The following is a 24356-nucleotide window of genomic DNA, read 5'->3' as shown; positions in this document are numbered from 1 at the left end:
CTTTTTACCTTTGCGCATACTTAATTAAAATTGAAAAACTTATGAAACCAACTTTGTTCGTATTGGCTGCAGGTATGGGAAGCCGTTATGGTGGTCTGAAGCAGCTGGATGGTTTGGGCCCAAATGGAGAAACCATCATGGATTATTCTATATTTGATGCTATTCGTGGAGGATTTGGAAAAATCGTCTTTGTAATCCGTAAAGATTTTGAACAGGATTTCCGCGAAAAGATTATCAGCAAATATGAAAATCATATTCCGGTAGAAGTTGTATTCCAGTCAATCGATAAATTGCCTGCAGGCTTTACTTGCCCGGAAGGACGTGTAAAACCTTGGGGAACCAACCATGCTGTATTGATGGGAAAAGATGTAATCAAGGAACCTTTTGCCGTGATTAATGCAGATGACTTTTATGGTCGCGACAGTTTTGCGGTAATCGGAAAATATTTGTCGGAACTTCCAGAAGGAAAAGAAAACGACTATTGTATGGTAGGATTCCGTGTAGGTAATACTTTGTCTGAAAGTGGTACCGTAGCTCGTGGTATCTGTTCTACAGACGAAAATGACCATCTGACAACGGTAGTAGAACGTACAGAAATTATGCGTATCAATGGTGCGGTAAGCTATAAAGACGAACAGGGGGAATGGGTGGCTGTAGAAGACAATACTCCTGTTTCAATGAACATGTGGGGCTTTACTCCGGACTATTTCCGTTATTCGGAAGACTACTTTGTAGAGTTCCTGAAAGAAAACGGTTCGAATATTAAGGCTGAATACTTTATTCCGTTGATGGTAAATAAGTTGATTAACGATGGAACAGCTACAGTAAAAGTGTTGGATACTACTTCAAAATGGTTTGGTGTGACTTATGCTGCCGACCGTCAGAGTGTAGTAGATAAGATTCAGGCATTGGTAGATGCTGGGGAATATCCAAGCAAATTGTTTTAAGTAATAATATAATTCTATAATCCTCTGTGATGATGTCTTACGGCTTATCGCAGAGGATTTTTTTGTCTTTTGATGGAGGAAGTGTAAATTTTCCGGTATCAATTCCCTCCAATTTCAATAGGGTAATTTTTCGTTCTATTCCTCCGGCATATCCGGTCAGGCTTCCGTTGCTTCCTATCACTCTGTGGCAAGGTATGATAATGCTGATAGGATTATGTCCTACAGCTCCTCCGATGGCTTGTGCCGACATGCTTTGCCAGTTGTTTTGGCGGGCTACTTCTTTGGCTATATCTTTATAGGTTACCGTTTCTCCGTAAGGAATGTGTTTCAGTATTTCCCATACAGCCAGTCGGAAGGGAGTATCTTTTAGTTCGATATTGGGGAGGTAGTCAGGATTTTCTCCTTTAAAGTAAGCGTCCAGCCATTCTTGAGTTTGCCTGAAGACCGAAAGTGAGATTGCGGTATGGTCTGTAGGCAAATACGAAGGGAAATATTTTTGTCCTTCCATCCATAATCCGGTGAGGTGTGTGCCGTTGCTTGCCAATGTTATTTTACCGATGGGTGATGTGTAATAGTAAATGTAAAACATATAGATAAGGTAGAAGGCAATATTAAATGAATTTGGATGAAAGGGGGTAAAACAAAAAAAGAGCTACTAAAAAGTAACTCTTCTTTATCTGGTGATCCGCCTGGGGCTCGAACCCAGGACCCCAACATTAAAAGTGTTGTGCTCTACCTGCTGAGCTAGCGAATCAGACCTGTATTGCAGTCATTTCCTGATTGCGAGTGCAAAGGTATGATGTTTTTATGAAACTACCAAATAATGCAATAACTTTTTTGAAATTATTTTTCTTCTTTTGATGTATCATCTTTATTATCAGAACTGTATGATTCTGATAAAAATGCAAGATCTTTCTTGCGGATGTAACGCTGATAGTAGGAAAGCAGTAAGGTAGTACAAGGTAAAGCAATAATCATACCCAACATTCCCATCAGAGATCCCCAAACAGATAAAGATAGTAAAATGATGGCCGGGTTCAATCCGGTAATCTTTCCCATGATTTTAGGAACGAGTATGGTATCTTGTATAAGCTGTACAACGCAGAATACCAATAAAGCCAGTCCGAGAACCCACCAGAAGTTTTGTCCTGTATCGGCTGCTTTTAATAAAGCTAACAAAATTGTGGGAATGAATCCTATGATTTGGAGGTAAGGAACCATATTGAGTAGTCCGATAAACATACCTAATCCAATTGCCAAAGGAAAATCGATAATTAAGAAACCGATACTAAACAGAACTCCTACACAAAAAGCAACCAAAGCCTGACCTCTGAAATAGCGGTTCATGCTGTCTTTTATATCGTTGGTGATACGGATAACCATATCGCGGTGTTTGGCTTGTACCAGATTAATCCACCCGCTGGCTATTTGTTCGTAATCCAGCAGAATGAAGAAAAAGTACAAGAGAATAATAAAGCCTGTCAGTATAGCCAGCACGATGTTGTATGAAGTAGATAGTAAGTTCCATACCTGTGGTATCAGCTTTTGTGCTGCTTTTACCATATTTTCTGTGCTTAGTGTTTCTTCCCACCAGTTTATGTCAATGTTATTTCGTATAAATTCGCTTATTGCAGTCGGGATAGAGGAATGGTTTTCTCCTTCTATAAAGTAAACTTCGAGCAGATGTTTTAACTTGATGCCTTCTTCTATCATAGGTGGAATGAAGAGCATGCAAGCTGCTGCTATTACAATAATCAGTGTAAGCATGACTGCAAGAATAGAAACAACCCGGTTTTTCAAATGCAATTTGTTCTGGTAAAACAATACCATAGGGTAAGTAAGATAGGCAATCAGCCATGCGATGAAAAAGGGTAGCAGCGCTCCACTCAATCTGTTTAACAGATAGAGTATTCCTATGATGACAGCTCCACTTAAAATACCTCTGATAAAGCTGTCGAAGGTAATTTTCTTTTGGGTAAGCATAATACTATAGGCTTATTTGTGTTCCTTTTGCAAAGCCTGCTGATAGCAACATCTGCATAAAGGCTCATATTCTTGTTTTTCTCCTAAAAGCACTCGCTTGTCATTGGCTACAGTACGGTGCGATACATAGGCAAGGTTTCCGCATTTCACGCAGATGGCATGTACTTTAGTCACTTCATCAGCTATGGCACAAAGTGCTGGAATAGGTCCAAACGGTATTCCTTTAAAATCCATATCAAGTCCTGCGATGATTACTCGTATACCTCTATTGGCCAGTTCGTTGCATACGTTTATCAGACCATCGTCGAAGAATTGTGCTTCGTCAATGCCTACTACGTCTATTTCAGAACTGAACAGGAGTATGCTGGCTGAAGAATCTACCGGAGTAGACTGGATGGAGTTGTTGTCGTGTGAAACCACAGCCTGCTCGGAATATCGGGTATCAATGGCCGGCTTGAATATTTCTACTTTCTGTTTGGCGAAAGTAGCACGTTTCAAGCGGCGGATAAGCTCTTCTGTTTTGCCGGAAAACATGGATCCGCAAATAACTTCGATACGTCCTCTCCGACAGGTTTCCTGTTTGTGATCTTCTGAAAAAACAACCATATTGATTTGTATTGATATTTATTTGTATGGTTGCAAATGTACGTAAAAAACAAATGTATTTGTGTAATACTGGAAAAGAAAGATACAACTTCTGTTAAATATTGGAATGATGTAGACGGCCAAATCAAAAACTTTCTATCTTTGCTTTATTAACATAAAAAATGTATATGGGAAGACTGTATGTGGTTCCTACTCCGGTGGGTAATCTGGAAGATATGACATTTCGTGCAATACGTATTTTAAAGGAAGCAGACTTGATACTGGCAGAAGATACACGTACTTCTGGTATTTTGCTGAAGCACTTTGAAATAAAGAATGCAATGATGTCTCATCACAAATTTAATGAACATAAAACAGTAGAGGGAATTGTGAACAGACTGAAAGCCGGAGAGACTATAGCTCTGATTTCGGATGCCGGTACACCGGGAATATCCGATCCAGGCTTTTTGGTGGTGCGTGAATGTGTGAAGAATGGCATTGAGGTACAATGTCTTCCGGGAGCTACGGCTTTTGTGCCGGCATTGGTATCTTCAGGACTTCCTGACGAACGTTTTTGTTTTGAAGGGTTCTTGCCGCAGAAAAAAGGAAGAATGACTCGTCTCAACGCATTGAAAGAGGAGGTACGTACTATGATTTTTTATGAATCTCCTTATCGTCTGTTGAAAACACTGACACAGTTTATGGAGATTTTTGGTGCTGAACGTCAGGTATCAGTATGTCGCGAAATATCCAAAATACACGAAGAAAGTGTACGGGGAACCTTACAGGAAGTTGTGGCACATTTTACAGCAACGGAACCGCGTGGAGAGATTGTGATTATTTTGGCAGGTAAAGAAGATTGAATTTTAAACTATAAATAATTAAGCTTTATGAAGAAAGTTGTATTTTTAGCATTATGTGGAGCAGTTTTTTTAGCTTCATGTAATAGTGGTACACAAAGTAAAGATGCATTGCAGGTTCAAAATGACTCTTTGATGTTGGAACTTGCCAATCGAGATGCAGAACTGGATGAAATTATGGGCTCATTCAATGAAATACAGGAAGGTTTTCGTGAAATCAATGAGGCAGAAAACCGTGTAGACCTTCAAGGAGGAAGCCTTGAGAGTAAATCGAATGCTGCTAAGATAAAAGAAGATATACAGTTTATCAGTCAGAAGTTGAAATCTAATCGGGAACAGATTGCTAAATTGGAAGCTCAACTGAAAAACAGTGGGTATAAGTCTGCTCAGCTGCAGAAGGCTATCAAGAATCTGACAGCCGAACTTGACTCTAAGCAGCGTCAGATTGAAACCTTGCAGACTGAACTTGCTTCGAAAAATATCCGTATTGCCGAACTGGATGAGGCTGTAGAAGGACTGAATAAGAATGTAGACGAACTGACTGCAGAAAATGAAGTTAAGGCAAGAACTGTGGCAGCACAGGATAAGGCCCTGAATGCAGCATGGTATGTATTTGGTACAAAGTCAGAATTGAAAGATCAGAAAATTCTGAAGAAGGGTGATGTGTTGAAAGATAAAGAATTCAATCAGGAGTACTTCACTCAAATTGATATCCGTACAGAAAAGGAAATTAAATTATTTTCTAAACGCGCTGAGTTGTTGACCTCTCATCCGGCAGGATCATATGAATTGGTTAAAGACAATAAAGGTCAGTTGACTTTAAAAATTACTAATCCCAACCAGTTCTGGAGCGTATCCCGTTATTTGGTTATCCAGGTGAAATAACTTTTCATCACTATAGTGTTTAAGCAGATCCTCTTGTAACCCTTTTGAGGGTTGCAGGAGGTTTTTTGTTATTCAAACTTCTGTTTGTATTCTCTTATACTACTTGTTGCAGCAGAGTCTTTCTTTTCATTTCCTTAAGGTAAGGAATATATCCGGTACATTTGTTTTTATTTTTGCTTAATCCTTACATGGTAAAACTGCAGTCCTTACCTGAAAAAAATCGAGTTTTTTCAGGTAAGGACTGCAGTTGTTATTAATGAGGAGTAGTCACAAGTAGTGGATGGTGAGGCTATTGATAGGAGTCTGTATTATTTCAATGGCTGTTTAGATATGAGTAAAGAGGCATTAAGGTTTTTTGGGCATCATGGCTTTTAGCTGTTTTTTGATAAGTTTGCTATTTTGTATTCATAAAATAAAATTACCCAAGATAGCATAATATGATGCAATCTTGGGTAAAATTTCGGTTCTTAATTTGAAGTAGTGTTAGAAAGTATCTGAATATGATATTCAGATAAAATTACTCATATCCTGGATTTTGCTGTTTTTTTAAATTCGGGTTGGCATCTATCTCAGCTTGTGGAATAGCTAAAATTATGCGATAGTCATCCCATGTAACGGTATTTAAATCTGTAGAGCCTAAGTGATGATCGATAATACCGTTACCTTCAGTGGTTTTACGCTCAACTTTCAATCCCAAACGCATAGCGTCATAGAAGCGATGTCCTTCCATGTTTAATTCTTTTCTTCTTTCTTTTAAAACAAGTTCTACTGTTGCAGTAACAGTTTGTGCAGAAGGAATAGCGCGCTTGATGATCTCATTCAAATAGAAATCGGCTTTTTCCTGATCTTTATCTGCTTTTCTCAGCGCAGCTTCTGCGGCTATCAGGTAGATATCTGATAAACGGACTACGCGGATATTATTTACAGAAGTAGCACCATTGTAGCCGGGGACTTTGTTCATGAAGCGTTTTTCTTTTACCGGATTTCCTTCAGTATCAGTTGTGTTTACATCTGTAAGCAACTGTAAACGAATATCATCTTCATTTTCATTCAATAAAGCCATAAATGCTTTCGTTGTACAGAATTCTCCGTATCCTTTTGGACCTACTACGTAACCAAATCGTTCAAGATTACCTGATTCTGTATCGTCTACATCAAGGTCAAATACAGATTCGGTATTTTCTTTCTGGCTCCATACATTGACATAGTCTTCACGGGTAATAAGTTTGAATCCACCTTTTTGAGCTACTTCATCAGCATATTTAAATGCATTATCCCAGTCTCCTTTGTACAAATATACACGTGCCAGCAAACCTTTTGCTCCCCAGCGATTGATGTGTCCATAGTTTTTTTCTTCACTTAGCAGATTAAGTGAGTTTGACAAATCGTCAATAATTTGCTGGTAAACTTGAGCTACGGTAGCACGTCCTGGCAACTCTTCAGCTCCGAAAACTTTTGTTGCCAAAGGAACACCGTAGGAAGCTCCATTGTCTTTCATATATGGAACTCCATAAGTGAGAAGCAATTCAAAGTGGCACAATGCACGGATTGCCAACGCTTCTCCTTCGGCATTGTTGCGTGCTTCCGATGCCGGTACATTTTTGATAGCAGCCAAAATAGTATTAGCTGCATTTAAAGCTTTGTAAGGCTCGCTCCACATAGCTGTAGGAGAGTTATTCACGCGATGTATAAAACGGTAATAATTATCGGTACGGCTGGCATTGGAATTGATTGTCTGTGTGTCGTCTCCTCCTACTTCTCCTCTTACCAGCAAATAACTTCCAAACATACCTGTATCAGTCAACTGATAATATAAGCCTCTTAGAGCTGTTTCAAGGTCTTTTTGTTCTGTGATAGCTTCTTCGGGTGGAAGTGCACTATCAGGTGTAACATCTAAGAAATCACTGCAAGATGTCAATAATATAGACGATAGCAGTGTTGATAGTATAATAGATTTTAATTTCATATGTTTAGCTTTATTCTGTTTACAATCCTATTTCGATACCGAAAGTAAATGTCTTCAATGCAGGGAATGCCCAAGAAACAAAACCATTAACAGGCTGTTCTGGATCGATGTTATCATAAGCTCTCCAGGTCAACAGATTGTTTCCTGAGAAGAAAACACGAACAGAGTTCATTTTTGCACTATGTACCCATTTTGATGGCAATGAGTATGAGATACTTAATGTCTTTAAACGCAGGTAATTTGAACTTTCCATTACACGACTGCTTCCGTAACGTGAATATTCGTAGTTCGCAATACGGCGTGGTACATCTGTTACGTCACCCGGCTTCTGCCATCTGTCTAACTGATCTACACTTTGTGCCAGATAAGGAGTGGCTCCGTCTGTAGATGTATACAGCAGGGTTTGTTCATCCCAAAGATGACCTCCTAAAGAGAATGTGAAAAGTGCATTCATTTCCAGTCCTTTCCATGAAACAGAGTTTCTCCATCCACCAATAATGGTCGGGTCTGCTTTACCGACAATAATACGCTGAGCTTTTGATGGATCTTTAGTCAATTCTTTGTTCAGACTGCCATCTTCGTTTGTAGTATTAAGTACCCACATTTCTTCACCGGTTTGTGGATCTACACCAGCCCACTCACGAGAGTAAAATGCATATACAGATTCGCCTTCGCGAGTAATATGAGTTCCGTCGATTATATCTTTGCCGCCATACAGTTTTTTTACTTCATTCTTATTATGCGACAAGTTTAGTCCCATATTCCATGCGACTGGGCAATCTTTCAGCATGTCTACATTGATATCTACTTCTACACCTCTATTGTTAATTTCTCCTACGTTTTTTAGAATAGAGCTAAATCCGGTTACATAAGAAACAGGAAGTTCCTGAAGCAAATCTTTTGTATTACGGTTATAGAAATCGAATGTAATGCCAACTCTATTGAATAGACGGGCATCAAAACCTATGTTAAAGTTATAGTTCTTTTCCCAAGATAAATCGGGGTTGGCTAATTGAACTGGTAATGAACCTGGATTTTTCATATAGTTATATCCGTAGCCAATTAGTTGCATATGTCCGGTCAAATCAGTAGGTAATGTACCGTTCACACCATAAGAAGCACGTAGTTTCAAATCATCAATAAATGAAAGATTTTTCATGAAACTCTCCTGTGAAATTCTCCAAGCAGCGGATACAGACCAGAAGTTAGCCCAACGCTGGTTCTTTCCCAAACGTGAAGATCCGTCTCGACGGTAATTAACAGAAGCATAATATTTATGTTCATAATCGTAATTCACTCGTGAGAGAAATGAAAGCATGCGGTCGTTATCATATCCAGAAGAAGCTACTTGAGGATTTGATGCGTTTGTCATTTCCGGTAGTTTATCGGTAGGATAATTTTGATTGACAGCCTGTACATATTCTCTATGACGCATGTCTAGATCCCATCCTGCTAACACATCGAAAGAGTGCTTGCCAAAAGACTGAGCGTAGTTTAATACTGTAGAAGAGTACAAGTTTTGTCTTTGATCGGGTATTTTAATCATCAGACCGTTCTTGTTGTTGTTTGAACCATTCTGAGAATTGCTTGGCCACCAGGTTTCAGAGGTGTTCAGGATAAAATCGTAGCTGACGGTTTGTTTCAAAGTCAGACCTTTGATAAATTCGTATTGAGCCCACAATGAGTTCGCTGTTCTGAATACATCAGAAGTATTTGATTCCAAGCCTCTGTTTTCTACTGGATTCTTCAGGTTCTGCAAAAGCATGTTGCTGTTGAATGAGCCATCTTCATTATAAATAGGGATGTTAGGAGTAACATATGTATTTGTAATCCAGAATGGGTTGTTGTAGCTGGTGCCTTCCATAGCCATTTCAGAAAAAAGCTTAGAAAAAGTTACACTTGCTCCAACTTGGAATTTATTATCTGATGATTTGTGAATTAAATTTAAACGTCCATTAAAACCTTCTACCCCTGAATTGTAGGCCATTCCTTCTTCGTTTTTATACGATAAAGAAGCATAGAATGTGTTTTTTTCATTACCTCCTTGAGCAGAGAATTCATAGTTCTGTGAAAAGCCGTTGTCACGGAACATGGCTCCTTTCCAGTCTGCGTAATTTTCTAATTCTGGAGTATAAACATCAGTGTACTGTTTTGCATATGCCGCTGCGTCTTCATCACTCATGTTTTTGTAGAGCTTGCCTTCATTGTAATAAGCTTCGTATGCCAATTCGCGCTGTTGTGTTCCGTTTACAGTTTCACGGTTTTTTACAGCCCAGTCAGAGAATCCGACAGTAGCTTTGAAGTTAATGCGGGTTTTGCCTTCTTTTCCTTTTTTAGTTGAAATCATTATGACACCGTTTGCGGCACGTGAACCATACAAAGAAGCTGCTGCTGCGTCTTTCAATACAGTGATTGATTCAATGTCTTCAGGATTTAAAGAAGCCATGACATTGAAGGCTTTAGAGTCTCCGCTAATGCCGGAAACAGCAATATCGCCAGAAACGACAGGTACTCCATCAATGACATACAAAGGGTCATTGGAGGCATTCATAGATCCTGTACCACGTACGCGGATACTCAAACCTGCTCCAGGCTGTCCACTTGAGGCATTTACAGTAACTCCGGGTGCACTACCTTGTAATGCTTGTTCAAAAGAAGTTACGGGAATATCTTTTAGAACCTTGTCGGCATTCATAGCTGCTGCTGCACCGGTAAAAGATTCTTTCTTTACAGTTCCGTAGGCTACAACCATCACTTCGTCCAGCATTTCGCTATCGGATTTTAATGTAATTTTCATAATCGGTTTAATTGCAACTTCCTGAGTCTGCAAACCGATAAATGAAACCACCAAAGTTTTTGCTGAACTTTATATATTGTTAATCTATTGATTATTAGGGTATATGTATGTCTTTTCTATTTATATAACCTTACTTCTTGTATTTTGTGAGAAGGTTGTTTGATATAGGTTTCTACCTGTTTTCTATTTAATTAAGATCTTTTACTTTTGCCAGCGTTTTAAGTCCTTAACTATCATTTCAGGGAAAACACTACTATATTGTTGAGTTGTTTTTATATTTCGATGTCCAAGCAGTTTTTGTACAGTTGTTATTTGTACTCCATTATATATTAATAATGTAGCATTTGTGTGACGAGCTGTATGAAAAGAGAAGTGCTTGTTTATATGAGCCATTTTCCCCAATCGTATCAATTCTTTGTTTATCGTAGGGTTAGGCCTTAATTTGAAAAAAGATTCTTTATTTTTATATTTCTTTATTATTAAAAGTGCTTTTCCATGAAATAGTAAATTTAAAGGTAATTTTATTTCTTCTTTCGTTTTTATGGAGCGGAATATCAACCAATGCTCTCCGTTTAAAAAGATGAAATTTTTCGGAGTCAGCTGTTTGAAGTCTGAATATCGTAACCCTGTATAACAGCAAAATAAAAAAGCATCCAGTGTGTGTGAAAGATGATTCCATTGGGATGGAATGGTGAGTTTCTCTAATGCCGCAAGTTCTTCTGGTAATAAATATGAATGTCTGGTAGGGCCTGTTTTTACATGATAATTCCGGAAAGGATAATCTTCTGGGGATAAATATCCTTGTTTGATTGCTTCATTAATCAGGCTTTTCAAGTGTGACATATGTTTAGCTATCGTATTTATTGCATAGTGTTGTTTAATTAGATAATGTTCAAAGTTTAATAAAAAAGAATACCTTATATCAGAAAAATTGAGAGAGTGTGTATAGGTTTGCAATAAATTTAAGGTTGTTTTCAAGTTGTTTTTAGTACTTTCCTTTTTTGAAGAACTTTCTACCCATTTTCTACCAAATGTAATAAATGATTCCGAGGAAAGATGGGATTTGCTGATTTCCGATTTCAATATTGCCAATGTGATAGGTATATTTTTTTTCCAATACTCCAATTCTTTCCATTGTAACTTTAAGATAAATTCATCAATCATACGATTTAATTCCTCTTGATGAGGATGGTTTTGTATAATTCTTTTTTGAGCATTCCATTGTTCGGGAGATATATAAATATGTGTGGAAAAATACACTTTTCTTTTATCAAGATATGCTTCTATCTGGATAAGTGCTTCTCCTTTCTTATTTAATACCTTTTTACGATTATATACAATACGATACTTAATTTTATACATTGACATATCTTTTCCTCCTTTACATAAGTCTATATTTTATTCAATAAATATTAATTATTTATACTTATTTCAGTGGTAAAAGTGTTAAAAAGCAGCTTTTTTGCCATGATTTGCTTTTAAAATGCAAGATATTTAATTTTTATTATTATTTTTGCACTCGATTTAGAGTAAAACAATAATTATTAATTGTAAGGTTAAACTTTAAGAGAGATTTTTATGAAAAGAAAATTGATGCTGTTAATGACCTTCCTGTTGATAGGAATAGGTCTGGTAAACGCACAAGTCTCTAAAGTAACAGGTGTTGTTACTTCTGAAGAAGACGGTTTACCTATCGTGGGAGCATCTGTATTGGTAAAAGGTACTACTGTTGGTACTGTTACCGATCTGGATGGTAATTTTACATTGACTAATGTGCCAAGTTCAGCAAAAACTTTGGTGGTTTCATTTATCGGTTTGCAGACTCAAGAGCTTGAAATCAAGCCTATTATGAAAGTTGTTTTGAAATCTGATAGTGAAATGTTGGACGAAGTAATGGTTGTGGCTTACGGAACAGCAAAGAAGTCTTCTTTCACCGGTTCTGCTTCTACTATCAAGGCTGAACAGATTACTTCTGGTTCTAAAGAATCTTTGGATAAGGCTTTCTCTGGTAAAATGGCCGGTGTGCGTGTAGCTTCTGCTACTGGTGACCCGGGTTCTATGGGTGAAATGAATATCCGTGGTGTGGGTTCTATCAACGGTTCTAAATCTCCGTTGTATGTAATCGACGGTGTAGTTATGAAATCGGATGGTGATATGAACTATTATGGAAAGTCTCAGAGTGTATTGAGTACATTGAATCCAGACGATATCGAAAGCATGACTGTGTTGAAAGATGCGGCTGCTGCTTCTCTGTATGGTTCACGTGCTGCAAACGGTGTGGTTATCATCACTACTAAGAGCGGTAAAGACGGTAAAACTCGTGTTTCTTACAACGGTGAAGTGGGATGGAACAAGATGGCTGTTGACCAGTACAACTTAATGAGCGCTCAAGACTATATCGGATATGTCCGTGAGTCTGTAGCTAACTACTATCTGGAAAATGGATATGCTTCTTCGAAAGATGATGCTTATGCTTTGGTTGAATCGGAAGGTGATGTTGCTGCATTTGTAAACGATCCTTCAGGTAATACCAATACAAACTGGAAAGATGAAATCTACCGTACAGCAGTTACTCAGAATCATCAGGTTTCATTGAACGGAGGTAACCAGAGTACTAAATTCTATGCAGGTGTAGGTTACAACAAGAGCGAAGGTATTGTATTGGGAAGTGATTTCCAGCGTATCTCTGCCCGTGTAAACGTAGACCAGAAAATCAATAACTGGGCTGATTTCTCTGTAAAACAGATGATCGCTTCTACTACACAGAACGGTTTCCGTGACCAGAATGACCAGGCTCAAGGTTTAGGTACAAGTTCTCCGCTTGGTATCCTGTTCGCTTTGGATCCAACTGCTCCAGTAAAGAATGAAGACGGTACATACAATGCAAATGCTGGTTATGGCCAGGTAAGCAACCCTCACCTGATGCTGGGTGGTAAGGATAGCGATACTGCAATGGAATGGATTCAGAGTAAGATGTTCCGTAGCTTGACAAACGCTGAATTGAGCTTACATTTCCTGGATAAGATTTTCTTCAAATCTATCTTCGGATACGACTATATCGACAACAAACACTTCGAGTATTGGGATCGTAACGGTGTGAACGGTGCTTCTGTAGGTGGTATGGGTTCTCGTTATACCTTCCAGAACTCTACATTGACAAGTTCAAATACTTTGACTTATACTGACACTTTCAACGATGTACATAACCTGTCTGTAATGGGAGGTTTTGAGTTGGAAGACCAGAATTTGCTGCAGATTATTACTGTTGCTAAGAACTATTCTAACAGCTTGCCGGAATTGTCAAACGGGCAGCCAGACAACGCTTCAAGTTATGATTACGGTTCTGCAATGATGTCTTACTTCGGTAATTTGAACTATAACTTCGATGACAAATACTATTTCTCTGCTTCATTCCGTCGCGATGGTTCTTCTCGTTTGAGTAAAGACAACCGTTGGGCTAACTTCTGGTCTGTATCAGGTGCATGGCGTTTGAGCAAAGAAAGTTTCATGGAAGATATGCCGTTGTTTACAGACTTCAAAGTGAAGGCTTCTTACGGTACAAACGGTAACTTGCCTACTGGTTACTATGGTTATATGGACCTTTATGCAGGTGCTGGTTATGGAAATAACCCTGCTATTTATTGGTCACAGTTGGCTAACAGCAAACTGACTTGGGAAAAATCAAATAACTTGAACGTAGGTTTCGAATGGAATATGTTCGGTAAAGTGACTTTGTCTGCTGAATATTATTTGAAGAATACTACAGACTTGTTGTTTCAGGTTCCGACTGCCTTTGAAACAGGATTCTCAAGCCGTTGGAATAACTTGGGTCAGTTGAAAAACGACGGTGTGGAAATTGAAGTGAACTCACAGAATATTACCACAAAAGATTTTTCATGGACTACAAACTTTAACTTGACTTATCAGCGTGCAATTGTTGATAAATTGCCGGAAGGTAAGGACATTCAGTACGGTGACGGTCAGATGTACATCCACCGTGAAGGTGAATCAATGTATTCATTCTATTTACCGGAATGGGCAGGGGTGAATCCTGATAACGGAGAAGGACTGTGGTATGTTGATCCAGCAGACCACTCGAAAGGTACTACCAATAAATATGCAGAAGCTGGATGGGGTATCGTAGGAAAGGCATTACCTGATGTAATGGGTGGTTTGACTAACACCTTTACTTATAAAGATTTTGACTTGTCGTTCCTGATTTCTTATCAGTTCGGTGGTGATATGTTCGATTATCCGGGCTATTTTACTCACAATGATGGTCTTCGTTTAGGAAGTATTATTCCTGAAGCTGATGCTGCTGATTATTGGACTAAACCGGGTGATAACGCTGCTAATCCGAAACCTGTTTATGCAGCTCTGTCTACTCAGGGTCGTACAGACCAGTTCTCAAGCCGTCAGGTGAAGTCTACAGACAATATCCGTCTGCGTGAAGTGACTGTAGGATACAACATTCCAGTGAAGAAATACATCAACCGCCTGAGAGTGTACTTCCGTGCAAATAACCCATTCCTAATCTGGGCGAAAACAGACAATGTTGATCCGGATGTGGCAATCAACGGTTACCGTCAGGTAGATACTCCGCAGTTGAAGAGCTGTGTATTTGGTGTAAACTTAGAATTCTAATCTTAAACTTGTTCAGAAATTATGAAATTTAAATATATAGCAGCATTTGCATTTGCTGTGGCATTGTCTTCTTGCGACATCCTGGATAAGCAGCCTTCTGATTCTTGGGATTCAAGCTCTGCCATTCAGACTGTGAGTGACTTGAAATATGCCGTAAACGGTGTGTATGCAACTCAAACAGGTATTGTAAGTCAATTTGGTAACTATACAGGCGACTTTGGCTTGTTTGCTGATATGAAAGGTAGTGATTATAAATGCGTAGGTAATAATAATCAAGCTACTGAGATTTCAAAATATATGGCAACAGCAACTGGAAATTTACCTGAAGCAATTTATAAATTGTTCTATAAGTCGATTGCTCGTGTAAACAAGGTAATGGAACAGACAAAGGCAGCTGGTCTTACTGGTGAAGAGGTAGATGCATGTATGGGTGAACTTTATGCCTTACGTGCTTTATTCCACTTCGACGTGGCTCGTGTATATGCACAGCTTCCTACTGTAGCAAAGAGCATGGATGATATGGGTATCGTATTGGTCACAAAAACTCTTGATTATACATTTGTACCGGAACGTGCGACTTTGAAGCAGACTTACGAAACTATCTTGGCTGATTTGGATGAAGCCATTAAACTGATGGAGCCTATTGAAAGTACACACGATAAGAATAGCACAACTGGTCATATGAACTATTGGGCTGCTTTGGCATTGCGCGCTCGTGTCAACCTGTATTTGGATGATGTGAATGTGTATGGTACAACTGAGCATAACAAACAGGCTTTGGCTGATGCAAAGAAAATTATCGAAGAAGGTCCGTATTCATTGTACAAATATGCAGATTATACTTCTGTATGGGCTAAAGAATTTACAGATGAAAGCATTTTTGAATTCCAGACTACTTCGCAGTATAACCCACAGCGTAATTCGTTGGGGTATTATACAGACCCAACTGGTTATGCTGAAGCTGCAATGAGTGACTCTTTTGTGGATGATTTTGTGAAAAATCCGGATTATGCAAAGGATATTCGTGTAAGCACAGGTATGATTAAAGAAGAAAGTGATGGAACTAAAAACAAAGCTTTCTATACTCAGAAATATCCGGGTCGTGATGGTCAGATTTATGTAAACAATGCAAGAGTGTTCCGTTTGTCTGAAATGTATTTGATCGCTGCAGAAGCTGCATTCAAAACTAATGATGGAACAGCCGCTGCTAAATATATTGATGATTTGCGCAAGGAACGTATCGCAGACTATGTAGCTGGAACTACTACCAGTGTAACTTTGGATGATATCTTGACAGAACGTCGTCTGGAGTTGAATGGTGAAGGACACATGGCATGGGATATGTGGCGTAATGGAAAATCAATTAATAACCCGGTTGCAAAAGAGGTTAAACCAGGTGCTTATAATGCTGTGTTCCCAATCCCACAAGCTAATATCAATACTTCTCACGGAGCATTGAAACAGAATCCTGGATTCTAATAGAATAGGGAATTAATAATATAGGAGGAGTTAAAGCAGTTGGAGTTGAAAAATACTCTGACTACTTTAACTCCTTTTTTATGCTTATACAAATATCAAAAACGTTACTTCTATTGTGAATCGTCGATACAAGTAACGTTTGATGATTGTATAAAGAAAAAATTATATCTTTGCAAGACAAAGAAATACAAGAAACTGAATGAAAGAATTTGTGATATCAGAAGCACAGACCGAGAAGGCTGTGTTGGTTGGTTTGATTACTCAAACCCAAAATGAACGTAAAACAAATGAATATCTGGACGAACTGGCTTTTCTTGCAGAAACTGCCGGAGCGGAGGTTGTGAAGCGTTTTACTCAAAAGTTGGATACCCCCAGTTCTGTAACTTATGTCGGAAAAGGTAAATTGCAGGAAATAAAAGAATATCTGCTTGCTCAGGAAGAGGAAGAAAATGAAATTGGTATGGTGATTTTCGATGATGAATTATCTGCCAAGCAGATTAGAAACATCGAAAATGAATTGAAAGTAAAGATACTGGACCGTACTTCATTGATTCTGGATATATTTGCCATGCGTGCGCAGACTGCCAATGCCAAGACACAGGTAGAACTGGCACAATATAAATATATGTTGCCTCGTTTGCAGCGCTTGTGGACCCACTTGGAACGTCAGGGAGGTGGTTCCGGTGCAGGTGGAGGTAAAGGTTCGGTAGGTTTGCGTGGTCCGGGTGAAACTCAGCTGGAAATGGACCGTCGTATTATCCTGAACCGTATGTCTCTTCTCAAACAACGCTTGGCAGAGATTGATACGCAGAAGTCTACGCAAAGAAAGAATCGCGGACGCATGATTCGTGTGGCTTTGGTTGGCTATACAAATGTGGGAAAATCTACACTGATGAATCTGATGGCAAAAAGTGAGGTCTTTGCAGAAAACAAGCTTTTTGCTACACTCGATACTACAGTCAGAAAAGTGATTATCGAAAACTTGCCTTTCTTGCTCTCCGATACAGTAGGATTTATCCGTAAACTTCCAACAGATTTGGTAGAATCATTCAAGTCGACATTGGATGAAGTGCGTGAGGCTGATTTACTCTTGCACGTGGTTGATATTTCTCATCCGGATTTCGAGGAGCAGATTCAGGTGGTGGACAAGACAATTGCTGATCTTGGAGCCGGAGGCAAGCCGACTATGATTGTCTTCAATAAAATTGATGCATACACATATGTGGAAAAAGCGGAGGATGATTTGACTCCGAAAACGAAGGAAAACATTACTTTGGAAGAGTTGATGAATACCTGGATGGCAAGAATGAATGATAACTGTATCTTCATCTCGGCACGCAATAAGACAAATATTGAAGAATTGAGAAGTGTTCTTTATAAGAAGGTACGTGAGCTTCATGTACAGAAGTATCCTTACAATGACTTTCTTTATCAGACGTACGACGAAGAATAATTTTATTTAAGGCTATGAAATGGGCTTGGATATGTTGTGTCTTTTGCCTGATTTGTTTACATATACAGGCTGGGATTTACCGTAAGCGTGATATAGACAATCCTTGTTTTGTAACGGCAAATACCTCGCGCATAGAATTCAAGCGTCTGGTATTGACTGAGGAGCAGACTCAGGCAGATGCCGTATTTTATGGAACCCCAGGAGAGGTGGCGGTGATTTCATCAGATACTTATTTGACGTCTGGAACACAAAAATTTATGCTTCGGGAGTCTGATTGTTTGTCTATTGACGGACAGACTGAGCCGGAGCGGATTCCTGAATCGGGGAGAATGGAAGTGACTTTGTTTTTCGAGCCGATTCCGGGAGATGTACAGATTGTCGACTTTGTGTCGAAACAAGAGGGATGGAAGATATGGGGTATACAGTTGAACGAAGCGGAACCTTATGTATATGTACCCAGTTTTCTGGAAACACAAAATTTAACTCCTACTTCCTCTTTGCCGGAACCTCGTTTGCAGCCTGGAAGAACGATTATCAATGGATATATTTTGGGCTATTCGGAAGAGATGGAAATGGAGGTAGTCTTCCGTCATGCCGACTGGCTTTTTCCAAATGATTGGGGAAGGAATGTGAAAGTACGTCAGGATGGCTCTTTCCATATTGAAGCAGAACTTTTGATGGCAGGTGGTGCCAGGTTGCAAATCAATCGCGCTCAGCTGGATTTGTTTCTTGTACCGGGTGAGGAGATGACTGTGTATATCCATCTGCCTCGTTTGAGTATGTCTGCATCCCGGGTTCTGTCGCATCTTTATCGTGACAAGCAGAAAGCCTGGTTTGATGGCGGAGAGAAAAATTTGAATACCGAATTGGCTAGATGGGGATATCCGCTTGTGGCCGATTCTGACAAACATATGAATAAATTGTTGACTTCTCTTCATCATCATAAGGAGGCCGGAAAAGGATATAAGGAGTATGTGGAGACGAATCTTCTGCTCGATAGTTATATTCGTGGAACAAAGCAGGGGGAGGTGAAAGAGGAAGTTGTGTCTCCTTATGCATGGTATGGATATGACTATGCTGATTATGCTTCTCTTTTGTATAATAATAGACAACCCCAGTCTGAAATGTGGAAGGAAGTGGTTTTGGCTAAATCGGTATGCAGTAATCTGATTAAAAACCGTAAATTAGAATCATCTGATAAAAAGGTGATGAAAGGGTTTCATCAGACAGAGTTGTGTACCTATATTAATAAGAAAGCAGAAATCATAGAATCTATCACCCGTCAGAATAAAGCAGAAGATGGATATGTGATAGCGGAACTTGATTCTTTGGTCTCTGGGGCAGATATTTTACCGTCTATTATATCTTCTTATAGAGGAAAAGCTGTTCTTATTGATTTTTGGGCTACATGGTGTGGACCCTGTAGGAGAAGCATGTGGGCGATGCGTTCGTTGCGTAAGGATGTGATTTCTAAGGATGTAGTATATGTGTATGTTACAGGTCCCTCTTCTCCGGAAGATATTTGGAAAACAGCGATTACGGAGATAAAAGGTGTACATTATAGATTGACACAAAGTCAGTGGGACTATTTATGTCGGGCATATGGTATAAAAGGTATTCCCGGTTATATCATTATCAGTTACGATGGGAAATTACAGGATCGTTACGTAGGATTTCCCGGAGTGGATGTATTACGAAAAGATTTGTTGCGCGCTTCCGGCCAGTAAAGCTGGAAGCGTTTTTTATAAACTATATATGGGGTGAAAAAGAAAAATCCTAATAAACAATTGTTTATTAGGATTTTTCTTTTTATCTGAAATTCGTGCGCATGATAGGACTCGAACCTACACGTCTCACGACACCAGATCCTAAGTCTGGCGCGGCTACCAATTACGCCACATGCGCTAGAAATTCTCTTTTGCGAGTGCAAATATAGATGATATTTTTATTTTTACCAAATATTTAGGTTATTTCTTTAGTAAATTACATGCAGTTTCTATAATTGTATCTTTCCCGCGTTGTATATCTTCCGTAGTCATGTCTACTTTTACATCAGGGTCGATACCAAATTCCAGCTGATTCATTTGAGGATCGAACATTGGGCTTGCAGAGAAGCGGATAGACCATCCGTTGGGGATTTCGGAACTGAAGGGAAGTCCGGAGCCTCCTCCTGTTTTGTCGCCGATTATGGTGACATTAGGAAATTGCTTCATGGAGTTCACAAAGTCATTCGTAGCACTATACGATCTGCGGTTTGTCAGAACGGCCACTTTTTTCTGCCAGCGTATTCCGTTGGATGGTTCTATATACACTTCTTTAGGAGTTGAAAAATCATTGTGGCCAGGACCGGTTTTATGACACATATAGCCTACTAATGTTTTTTCGTTGGTGAAGCGGGCGGCCAACTTTTGGGCAGTAGTCAGATTACCCCCTCCGTTGTTTCGTACATCAACAATCAGTCCGTCGCATAAGCGGAGTTCGTATAGAGTCTGGTCCAGATTACCGTCTCCTATTCCGTTTGAAAAACTTGAGCAATAAATATAGCCTATGTTGTTTTCCAGTATTTGATAAGTCAGTCCGGAAGAGTTTACGTAATCTTTTTTCAGATAGACGCTTTGTATACTGTCGCTGAAATTTCGGGGATAGCTGTCGAACCAGGCTCTGTATTGCGAAGTGGCCAGTGCGGAACTCAGATTCACATGGCCGTCGCGTAATTCGTTCACCATATCCGAGAGTACTTCAAACAACTCGGCAGAAGTCATCGAAGGAGTGATTTTTTGTGCATAGCGGCTATGCACTTCATTCCAGTCTAATCCATATTCCTGATTTTTATAGTCAAGAAAACAATACTGTTCGTCAATGATTTTCCAAAGCGATTCAAAATTAGATTCCGGAGTATTACCGGATACATCTTCACGAATGCATGAAGGGAAAAACATTCCGGATACGAATATAAATAGGAGCAATATATGTTTCATAAGTTAAAAAGGAGTTACTTTTTCGGGCATGCTTATTTTATTTTTTCCTTTCAGTAAGTAAAGGTTGCGTACGAAGCCAATCATGAAGTCGTGTGAGTAGGAGTGAGTCTTCAGATTGTTTACCTTAGATTGCTGAATGTCGCACAGGTAACCGACCCTCATAATGGTTTTCCGTATCGGGAAGTCGAGTGTGATGAGCTGTCGGAGCGAAGGGGCATTATGCAGGGAAGTAAACAATACATTCTTCCCTCCATTATTCAGTGAAAATATTTCGTAGTACGATTCTCCATATTCCGGTGAAAACATGACACCCATCAAAGGAAGATTAGCCTGATAGCGTAATACAAAAGGGTATTGTCTGATATGGAATTTGTATATGGCCATTCCGGATGCAGCAATACTTCCATATGCTTTGGCCTGAGCCGGATTATTGGAGTTGCGTTCGTTGTAGATGACTCCTCCGTTCAAGTCGATCATGGGACCTGCCAGAATCTTGAACTGATCGCTGATACGGAACTGGTAATGCAGGGCATAACTCCAGTTAATAAGTCCGTAATACATTTTGGCTGTCTGGGAAATATTTTCCGTATATGAGGCTTGGACTTGAAAGATGCTTTGTGTAGATACGTTTCCCTTCATTAAGCGGGTCATTCTCATCCGTTCGTGCATAATACGAATTTCCGGGCCTGTATATTCCAGTGGAGTGAGATAAGTGTCCAGTACATTGTTATATCCAGCTCCAAAAAGTGTAGAACGCATAACGTAGCGGGTAGTCTGCAAACTGTCTTCCTGGGCATGAGCCGGAAGGCAGAAAAGTAATCCTAATATAAAGGTAAGTAAAGACTGTTTCATGCAGATAGTTCTTAAAATAAATTCATTTGTCCGTTGTCTTCGGCAGGATATTCGCTGTTTTCCGGAGCTGTATTGTTTTCTTCTTCTATAACCTCTTCGGGTTCGGGTGTATGGACAGGTTCCAGCTCTTCAATACTTTCTGTACAGAAGTTGGTGACTCTCTTACCCTTAGCCTTGAAGCTTCTTACGATAGTAAATTCTGCTGCTTCGAATTCTACCGGCTGCTTGTTACTGTCTTCTCCTCCAAATACAACCTTTACACGTGGATAAGCTTCTCCCGACAGGAATGCCAGTCGGTTACGCTTGTTTTCTCCGATATAATTTTGACGTTTGATGACCGGTTCAAAACAGAAACGTTTCAGATAAGGATAGTTCTGCTGGTCAGCATCATAAATAACAGCTGTCCATACTTTTTCCGAATTGAATTTTTCGATGAGCTGTATGTTGGCATCATAGTGATTGTTCAAGTCGAAGTCTGTAGTATAGAACTCACCGTTCTTCATTACTATCAGGATGCGGTCGTCGCTATGGAATTCACCAAGGAACTGTCCGCGTCCGTCGTAGTTCAGTCGCAATACATCATGGTCGAACCATACCTTACGTCCTCCCAAGGTAGATCCTCCCCGATGCTTTAACGTGATTTTATGCACCTCGAAACGGGTAAGCTTATTCCCTATTGTCTGTCTTCCCTTGATGCTGACCTGGCTGAAATCTTTTTCGAATACCAGTTTCTTGATGCGGGGATTAGGACGAAGCATCACTTTAATGACTTCGGCTTCTCCGTTAGGGTTGGCTGTAAAGTAGACAATTTTCGAACCAAGTGTTCCTTGTGTCAGATTGTATTCGCGGTCGCGTACTACAGAAGTTATGTTAAATCGCTTGATGTAGTAGAAACCATCTTTTCCATCCCGATAGATTACATTGTATATTGTACGTTTGTCGTTTTTCTTGAACACATTAACGTACAAGATGTTTTTGCCCACAAACAGTTTGTCGGCTATACGTACAATTTTATATTTTCCGTCTTTATAGAAGATAATGACGTCGTCTATGTCCGAGCAGTTGCATACGAATTCGTCTTTTTTCAGTCCTGTACCGATGAAACCTTCGTCGCGGTTGATGTACAGTTTTTCATTGGCTTCTGCTACCTTGGTTGCCACAATGGTGTCGAAGTTACGTATTTCGGTACGGCGCGGATAATTCTTTCCATATTTTTCCTGAATCCGTCTGTACCAGTCGATGGTATATTCCGTGATATGAGTCAGGTGATTATCGATTTCTTCTATCTCAGCCTTCAGTCGTGCAATTTGTTCGTCAGCTTTATCTTTGTTGAACTTCAGAATACGTGCCATCTTGATTTCCATCAGTTTCAAGATATCTTCTTTGGTTACCTCACGTACAAACTGAGGATAGAAAGGAGTCAGTCGTTCGTCAATGTGTTCGCAAGCCGCATCCATATTTTCCGCCTGTTCGAAGCGTTTATCCTTGTAGATACGTTCTTCTATGAAAATCTTTTCCAGCGAAGCGAAATGTAAGGTTTCAAGAGCCTCTCCTTTCTGGATGTTCAACTCCAGGCGTAACAGGTCGAGGGTATTATCGACCGATTTCTTTAAGATATCGCTCACCGAAAGAAAGTGAGGTTTTTTATTGTCTATCACACAACAGTTGGGGGAGATACTCACCTCACAGTCGGTAAAGGCATACAAGGCATCCAGCGTCTTGTCCGAAGACACGCCGGGAGCCAGATGAACCAGAATTTCTACCTTTCCGGCTGTATTGTCATCTACTTTACGTACCTTGATTTTACCCTTTTCAATGGCTTTCAATATGGAGTCGATGAGTGAAGAAGTTGTCTTTCCGTATGGAATTTCGCTGATGCACAATGTCTTGTTGTCTATCTTTGAAATCTTGGCACGTACACGTACCGCACCTCCTCGTTCTCCGTCATTGTAGCGTGATACATCAATGGAACCTCCTGTCTGGAAGTCCGGATAAAGTTGGAAAGACTCTCCGTGCAAATAAGCAATGGCTGCTTCGCACAGTTCGTTGAAGTTATGAGGCAGAATTTTGGAAGATAAACCTACGGCAATACCTTCCACTCCTTGAGCGAGCAGGAGCGGAAACTTGACAGGGAGAGTAACCGGTTCTCTGTTTCGGCCGTCGTACGAGGCCTGCCATTCCGTAGTTTTGGGGTTGAAGACCACATCCAATGCAAATTTCGATAAACGTGCCTCAATGTAACGGGGAGCTGCCGCGCTGTCTCCTGTGAGAATATTTCCCCAGTTTCCCTGACAGTCTATCAGTAACTCTTTCTGTCCTAACTGTACCAACGCATCTCCGATGGAGGCATCACCATGAGGATGAAACTGCATGGTGTGACCTACGATATTAGCCACTTTATTATAGCGTCCGTCATCCAGTCTCTTCATAGAGTGCAGGATACGGCGTTGTACAGGTTTCAGACCATCGTTTATATGCGGTACTGCACGTTCCAGAATCACATACGATGCATAGTCGAGAAACCAGTTCTGGTACATTCCGCTCAACTGATGTTTTACGTTTTCGTCTGTCTGGTCTACCGGCTTGTAATCTGAATGTTCTTCTTTTTCAGGTGTGTTTGTTTCTTCTCTATCCAATATGTCTTCGCTCATAAAATATCTGCTCAAAAAATATAAGTTCAAGCAAAGATACAGAAAAACAAAGAGTAGGACGAATTTTTTTGAAGAAAGTTGTGATGTGCTAAGTTGTAGATAGTGGTCTTATAATGTGAATTATACTCTATCTTAATGTAATATATCAATTGTATTAGTTGTCTTCTATAATTGACGGCGGCGTTTGTATAATCAACCTCGCCGATTATATAATCAGCGTCGGCGGATTATGATTCGACGACGCTGGATATAGTTTGCAATTCATAACTAAAAGCT

Annotated in this window: 16 protein-coding genes and 2 tRNA genes; 7 read left to right on the top strand and 11 right to left on the bottom strand. The window is 39.7% G+C overall.

Annotated features, from left to right (window positions below):
* The first annotated feature begins 41 nt into the window (after window positions 1-41).
* Window positions 42-947, top strand: a complete 906-nt coding sequence (locus WKU26_RS09755) for a nucleotidyltransferase (RefSeq protein WP_178267071.1) — start codon at window positions 42-44, stop codon at window positions 945-947.
* A 37-nt stretch (window positions 948-984) separates the two neighbouring features.
* On the opposite strand, the gene WKU26_RS09750 is transcribed toward WKU26_RS09755, so the two are convergent.
* The 4 genes from WKU26_RS09750 to WKU26_RS09735 all read right to left on the bottom strand — a co-directional run bounded on the left by WKU26_RS09750 (window position 985) and on the right by WKU26_RS09735 (window position 3536).
* On the bottom strand, window positions 985-1536 hold the full coding sequence (locus tag WKU26_RS09750; RefSeq protein WP_340321846.1) for a methylated-DNA--[protein]-cysteine S-methyltransferase: 552 nt from the start codon (window positions 1534-1536) through the stop codon (window positions 985-987).
* Window positions 1537-1625: 89 nt separating this feature from the next.
* A tRNA-Lys gene (locus tag WKU26_RS09745) sits at window positions 1626-1701 on the bottom strand.
* Window positions 1702-1790: 89 nt separating this feature from the next.
* Entirely contained in the window at window positions 1791-2930 is a 1140-nt protein-coding gene (locus WKU26_RS09740; RefSeq protein ID WP_340321845.1) for an AI-2E family transporter, read from the bottom strand.
* A gap of 12 nt (window positions 2931-2942) precedes the next feature.
* Window positions 2943-3536, bottom strand: a complete 594-nt coding sequence (locus tag WKU26_RS09735; RefSeq protein WP_340321844.1) for a thymidine kinase — start codon at window positions 3534-3536, stop codon at window positions 2943-2945.
* 167 nt (window positions 3537-3703) lie between these two features.
* Between WKU26_RS09735 and rsmI the strand changes: the two genes are divergently transcribed.
* Complete coding sequence (gene rsmI, locus WKU26_RS09730) at window positions 3704-4378, top strand: 16S rRNA (cytidine(1402)-2'-O)-methyltransferase (protein ID WP_178267075.1); 675 nt, start codon at window positions 3704-3706, stop codon at window positions 4376-4378.
* A gap of 27 nt (window positions 4379-4405) precedes the next feature.
* Window positions 4406-5260, top strand: coding sequence for a Cbp1 family collagen-binding glycoprotein adhesin (locus tag WKU26_RS09725; RefSeq protein ID WP_340321843.1), 855 nt, complete (start codon window positions 4406-4408; stop codon window positions 5258-5260).
* 517 nt (window positions 5261-5777) lie between these two features.
* On the opposite strand, the gene WKU26_RS09720 is transcribed toward WKU26_RS09725, so the two are convergent.
* The 3 genes from WKU26_RS09720 to WKU26_RS09710 all read right to left on the bottom strand — a co-directional run bounded on the left by WKU26_RS09720 (window position 5778) and on the right by WKU26_RS09710 (window position 11385).
* Window positions 5778-7226 (bottom strand): RagB/SusD family nutrient uptake outer membrane protein, encoded by a 1449-nt coding sequence (locus WKU26_RS09720; RefSeq protein ID WP_340321842.1) that lies wholly within the window; start codon window positions 7224-7226, stop codon window positions 5778-5780.
* 19 nt (window positions 7227-7245) lie between these two features.
* A complete protein-coding gene (locus tag WKU26_RS09715) occupies window positions 7246-10074 on the bottom strand; it encodes a SusC/RagA family TonB-linked outer membrane protein (protein ID WP_340321853.1) in 2829 nt (942 codons plus the stop codon).
* A 150-nt stretch (window positions 10075-10224) separates the two neighbouring features.
* Window positions 10225-11385: a site-specific integrase gene (locus WKU26_RS09710; protein ID WP_340321852.1), complete on the bottom strand. Its 1161-nt coding sequence runs from the start codon at window positions 11383-11385 to the stop codon at window positions 10225-10227.
* 216 nt (window positions 11386-11601) lie between these two features.
* Between WKU26_RS09710 and WKU26_RS09705 the strand changes: the two genes are divergently transcribed.
* The 4 genes from WKU26_RS09705 (at window position 11602) to WKU26_RS09690 (ending at window position 19326) form a co-directional block, all read left to right on the top strand.
* Entirely contained in the window at window positions 11602-14667 is a 3066-nt protein-coding gene (locus tag WKU26_RS09705; RefSeq protein ID WP_340321841.1) for a SusC/RagA family TonB-linked outer membrane protein, read from the top strand.
* Window positions 14668-14688: 21 nt separating this feature from the next.
* On the top strand, window positions 14689-16146 hold the full coding sequence (locus WKU26_RS09700) for a RagB/SusD family nutrient uptake outer membrane protein (protein WP_340321840.1): 1458 nt from the start codon (window positions 14689-14691) through the stop codon (window positions 16144-16146).
* Window positions 16147-16345: 199 nt separating this feature from the next.
* On the top strand, window positions 16346-17599 hold the full coding sequence (gene hflX, locus WKU26_RS09695; RefSeq protein ID WP_340321839.1) for a GTPase HflX: 1254 nt from the start codon (window positions 16346-16348) through the stop codon (window positions 17597-17599).
* 14 nt (window positions 17600-17613) lie between these two features.
* Window positions 17614-19326, top strand: a complete 1713-nt coding sequence (locus WKU26_RS09690; RefSeq protein WP_340321838.1) for a TlpA family protein disulfide reductase — start codon at window positions 17614-17616, stop codon at window positions 19324-19326.
* Window positions 19327-19422: 96 nt separating this feature from the next.
* Here WKU26_RS09690 and WKU26_RS09685 read toward each other — a convergent pair.
* The 4 genes from WKU26_RS09685 to WKU26_RS09670 form a co-directional block, all read right to left on the bottom strand.
* Window positions 19423-19504, bottom strand: a tRNA-Leu gene (locus tag WKU26_RS09685).
* A 62-nt stretch (window positions 19505-19566) separates the two neighbouring features.
* Window positions 19567-20577: a S41 family peptidase gene (locus tag WKU26_RS09680; RefSeq protein ID WP_340321837.1), complete on the bottom strand. Its 1011-nt coding sequence runs from the start codon at window positions 20575-20577 to the stop codon at window positions 19567-19569.
* Between the two features lie 3 nt (window positions 20578-20580).
* Window positions 20581-21429: a DUF3316 domain-containing protein gene (locus tag WKU26_RS09675; protein WP_340321836.1), complete on the bottom strand. Its 849-nt coding sequence runs from the start codon at window positions 21427-21429 to the stop codon at window positions 20581-20583.
* Between the two features lie 11 nt (window positions 21430-21440).
* A complete protein-coding gene (locus WKU26_RS09670) occupies window positions 21441-24080 on the bottom strand; it encodes a DNA gyrase/topoisomerase IV subunit A (RefSeq protein WP_340321835.1) in 2640 nt (879 codons plus the stop codon).
* Window positions 24081-24356: the final 276 nt, after the last annotated feature.

Source organism: Phocaeicola sp. HCN-40430 (genome assembly GCF_037890285.1).
Taxonomy (GTDB): Bacteria; Bacteroidota; Bacteroidia; order Bacteroidales; family Bacteroidaceae; genus Phocaeicola; species Phocaeicola acetigenes.
The sequence above is the reverse complement of the archived record's forward strand: the minus strand, read 5'-3'. Positions and strand labels throughout refer to the sequence as shown.

What these genes read in the sequence shown, in the direction of transcription:
- WKU26_RS09680 (WP_340321837.1), bottom strand. Translation starts at nt 20,577, where the DNA reads ATGAAACATATATTGCTCCTATTTATATTCGTATCCGGAATGTTTTTC.
- WKU26_RS09675 (WP_340321836.1), bottom strand. Translation starts at nt 21,429, where the DNA reads ATGAAACAGTCTTTACTTACCTTTATATTAGGATTACTTTTCTGCCTT.
- WKU26_RS09720 (WP_340321842.1), bottom strand. Translation starts at nt 7,226, where the DNA reads ATGAAATTAAAATCTATTATACTATCAACACTGCTATCGTCTATATTA.
- WKU26_RS09700 (WP_340321840.1), top strand. Translation starts at nt 14,689, where the DNA reads ATGAAATTTAAATATATAGCAGCATTTGCATTTGCTGTGGCATTGTCT.
- WKU26_RS09725 (WP_340321843.1), top strand. Translation starts at nt 4,406, where the DNA reads ATGAAGAAAGTTGTATTTTTAGCATTATGTGGAGCAGTTTTTTTAGCT.
- WKU26_RS09705 (WP_340321841.1), top strand. Translation starts at nt 11,602, where the DNA reads ATGAAAAGAAAATTGATGCTGTTAATGACCTTCCTGTTGATAGGAATA.
- WKU26_RS09690 (WP_340321838.1), top strand. Translation starts at nt 17,614, where the DNA reads ATGAAATGGGCTTGGATATGTTGTGTCTTTTGCCTGATTTGTTTACAT.
- rsmI (WP_178267075.1), top strand. Translation starts at nt 3,704, where the DNA reads ATGGGAAGACTGTATGTGGTTCCTACTCCGGTGGGTAATCTGGAAGAT.
- WKU26_RS09710 (WP_340321852.1), bottom strand. Translation starts at nt 11,385, where the DNA reads ATGTATAAAATTAAGTATCGTATTGTATATAATCGTAAAAAGGTATTA.
- hflX (WP_340321839.1), top strand. Translation starts at nt 16,346, where the DNA reads ATGAAAGAATTTGTGATATCAGAAGCACAGACCGAGAAGGCTGTGTTG.
- WKU26_RS09670 (WP_340321835.1), bottom strand. Translation starts at nt 24,080, where the DNA reads ATGAGCGAAGACATATTGGATAGAGAAGAAACAAACACACCTGAAAAA.
- WKU26_RS09755 (WP_178267071.1), top strand. Translation starts at nt 42, where the DNA reads ATGAAACCAACTTTGTTCGTATTGGCTGCAGGTATGGGAAGCCGTTAT.
- WKU26_RS09740 (WP_340321845.1), bottom strand. Translation starts at nt 2,930, where the DNA reads ATGCTTACCCAAAAGAAAATTACCTTCGACAGCTTTATCAGAGGTATT.
- WKU26_RS09735 (WP_340321844.1), bottom strand. Translation starts at nt 3,536, where the DNA reads ATGGTTGTTTTTTCAGAAGATCACAAACAGGAAACCTGTCGGAGAGGA.
- WKU26_RS09750 (WP_340321846.1), bottom strand. Translation starts at nt 1,536, where the DNA reads ATGTTTTACATTTACTATTACACATCACCCATCGGTAAAATAACATTG.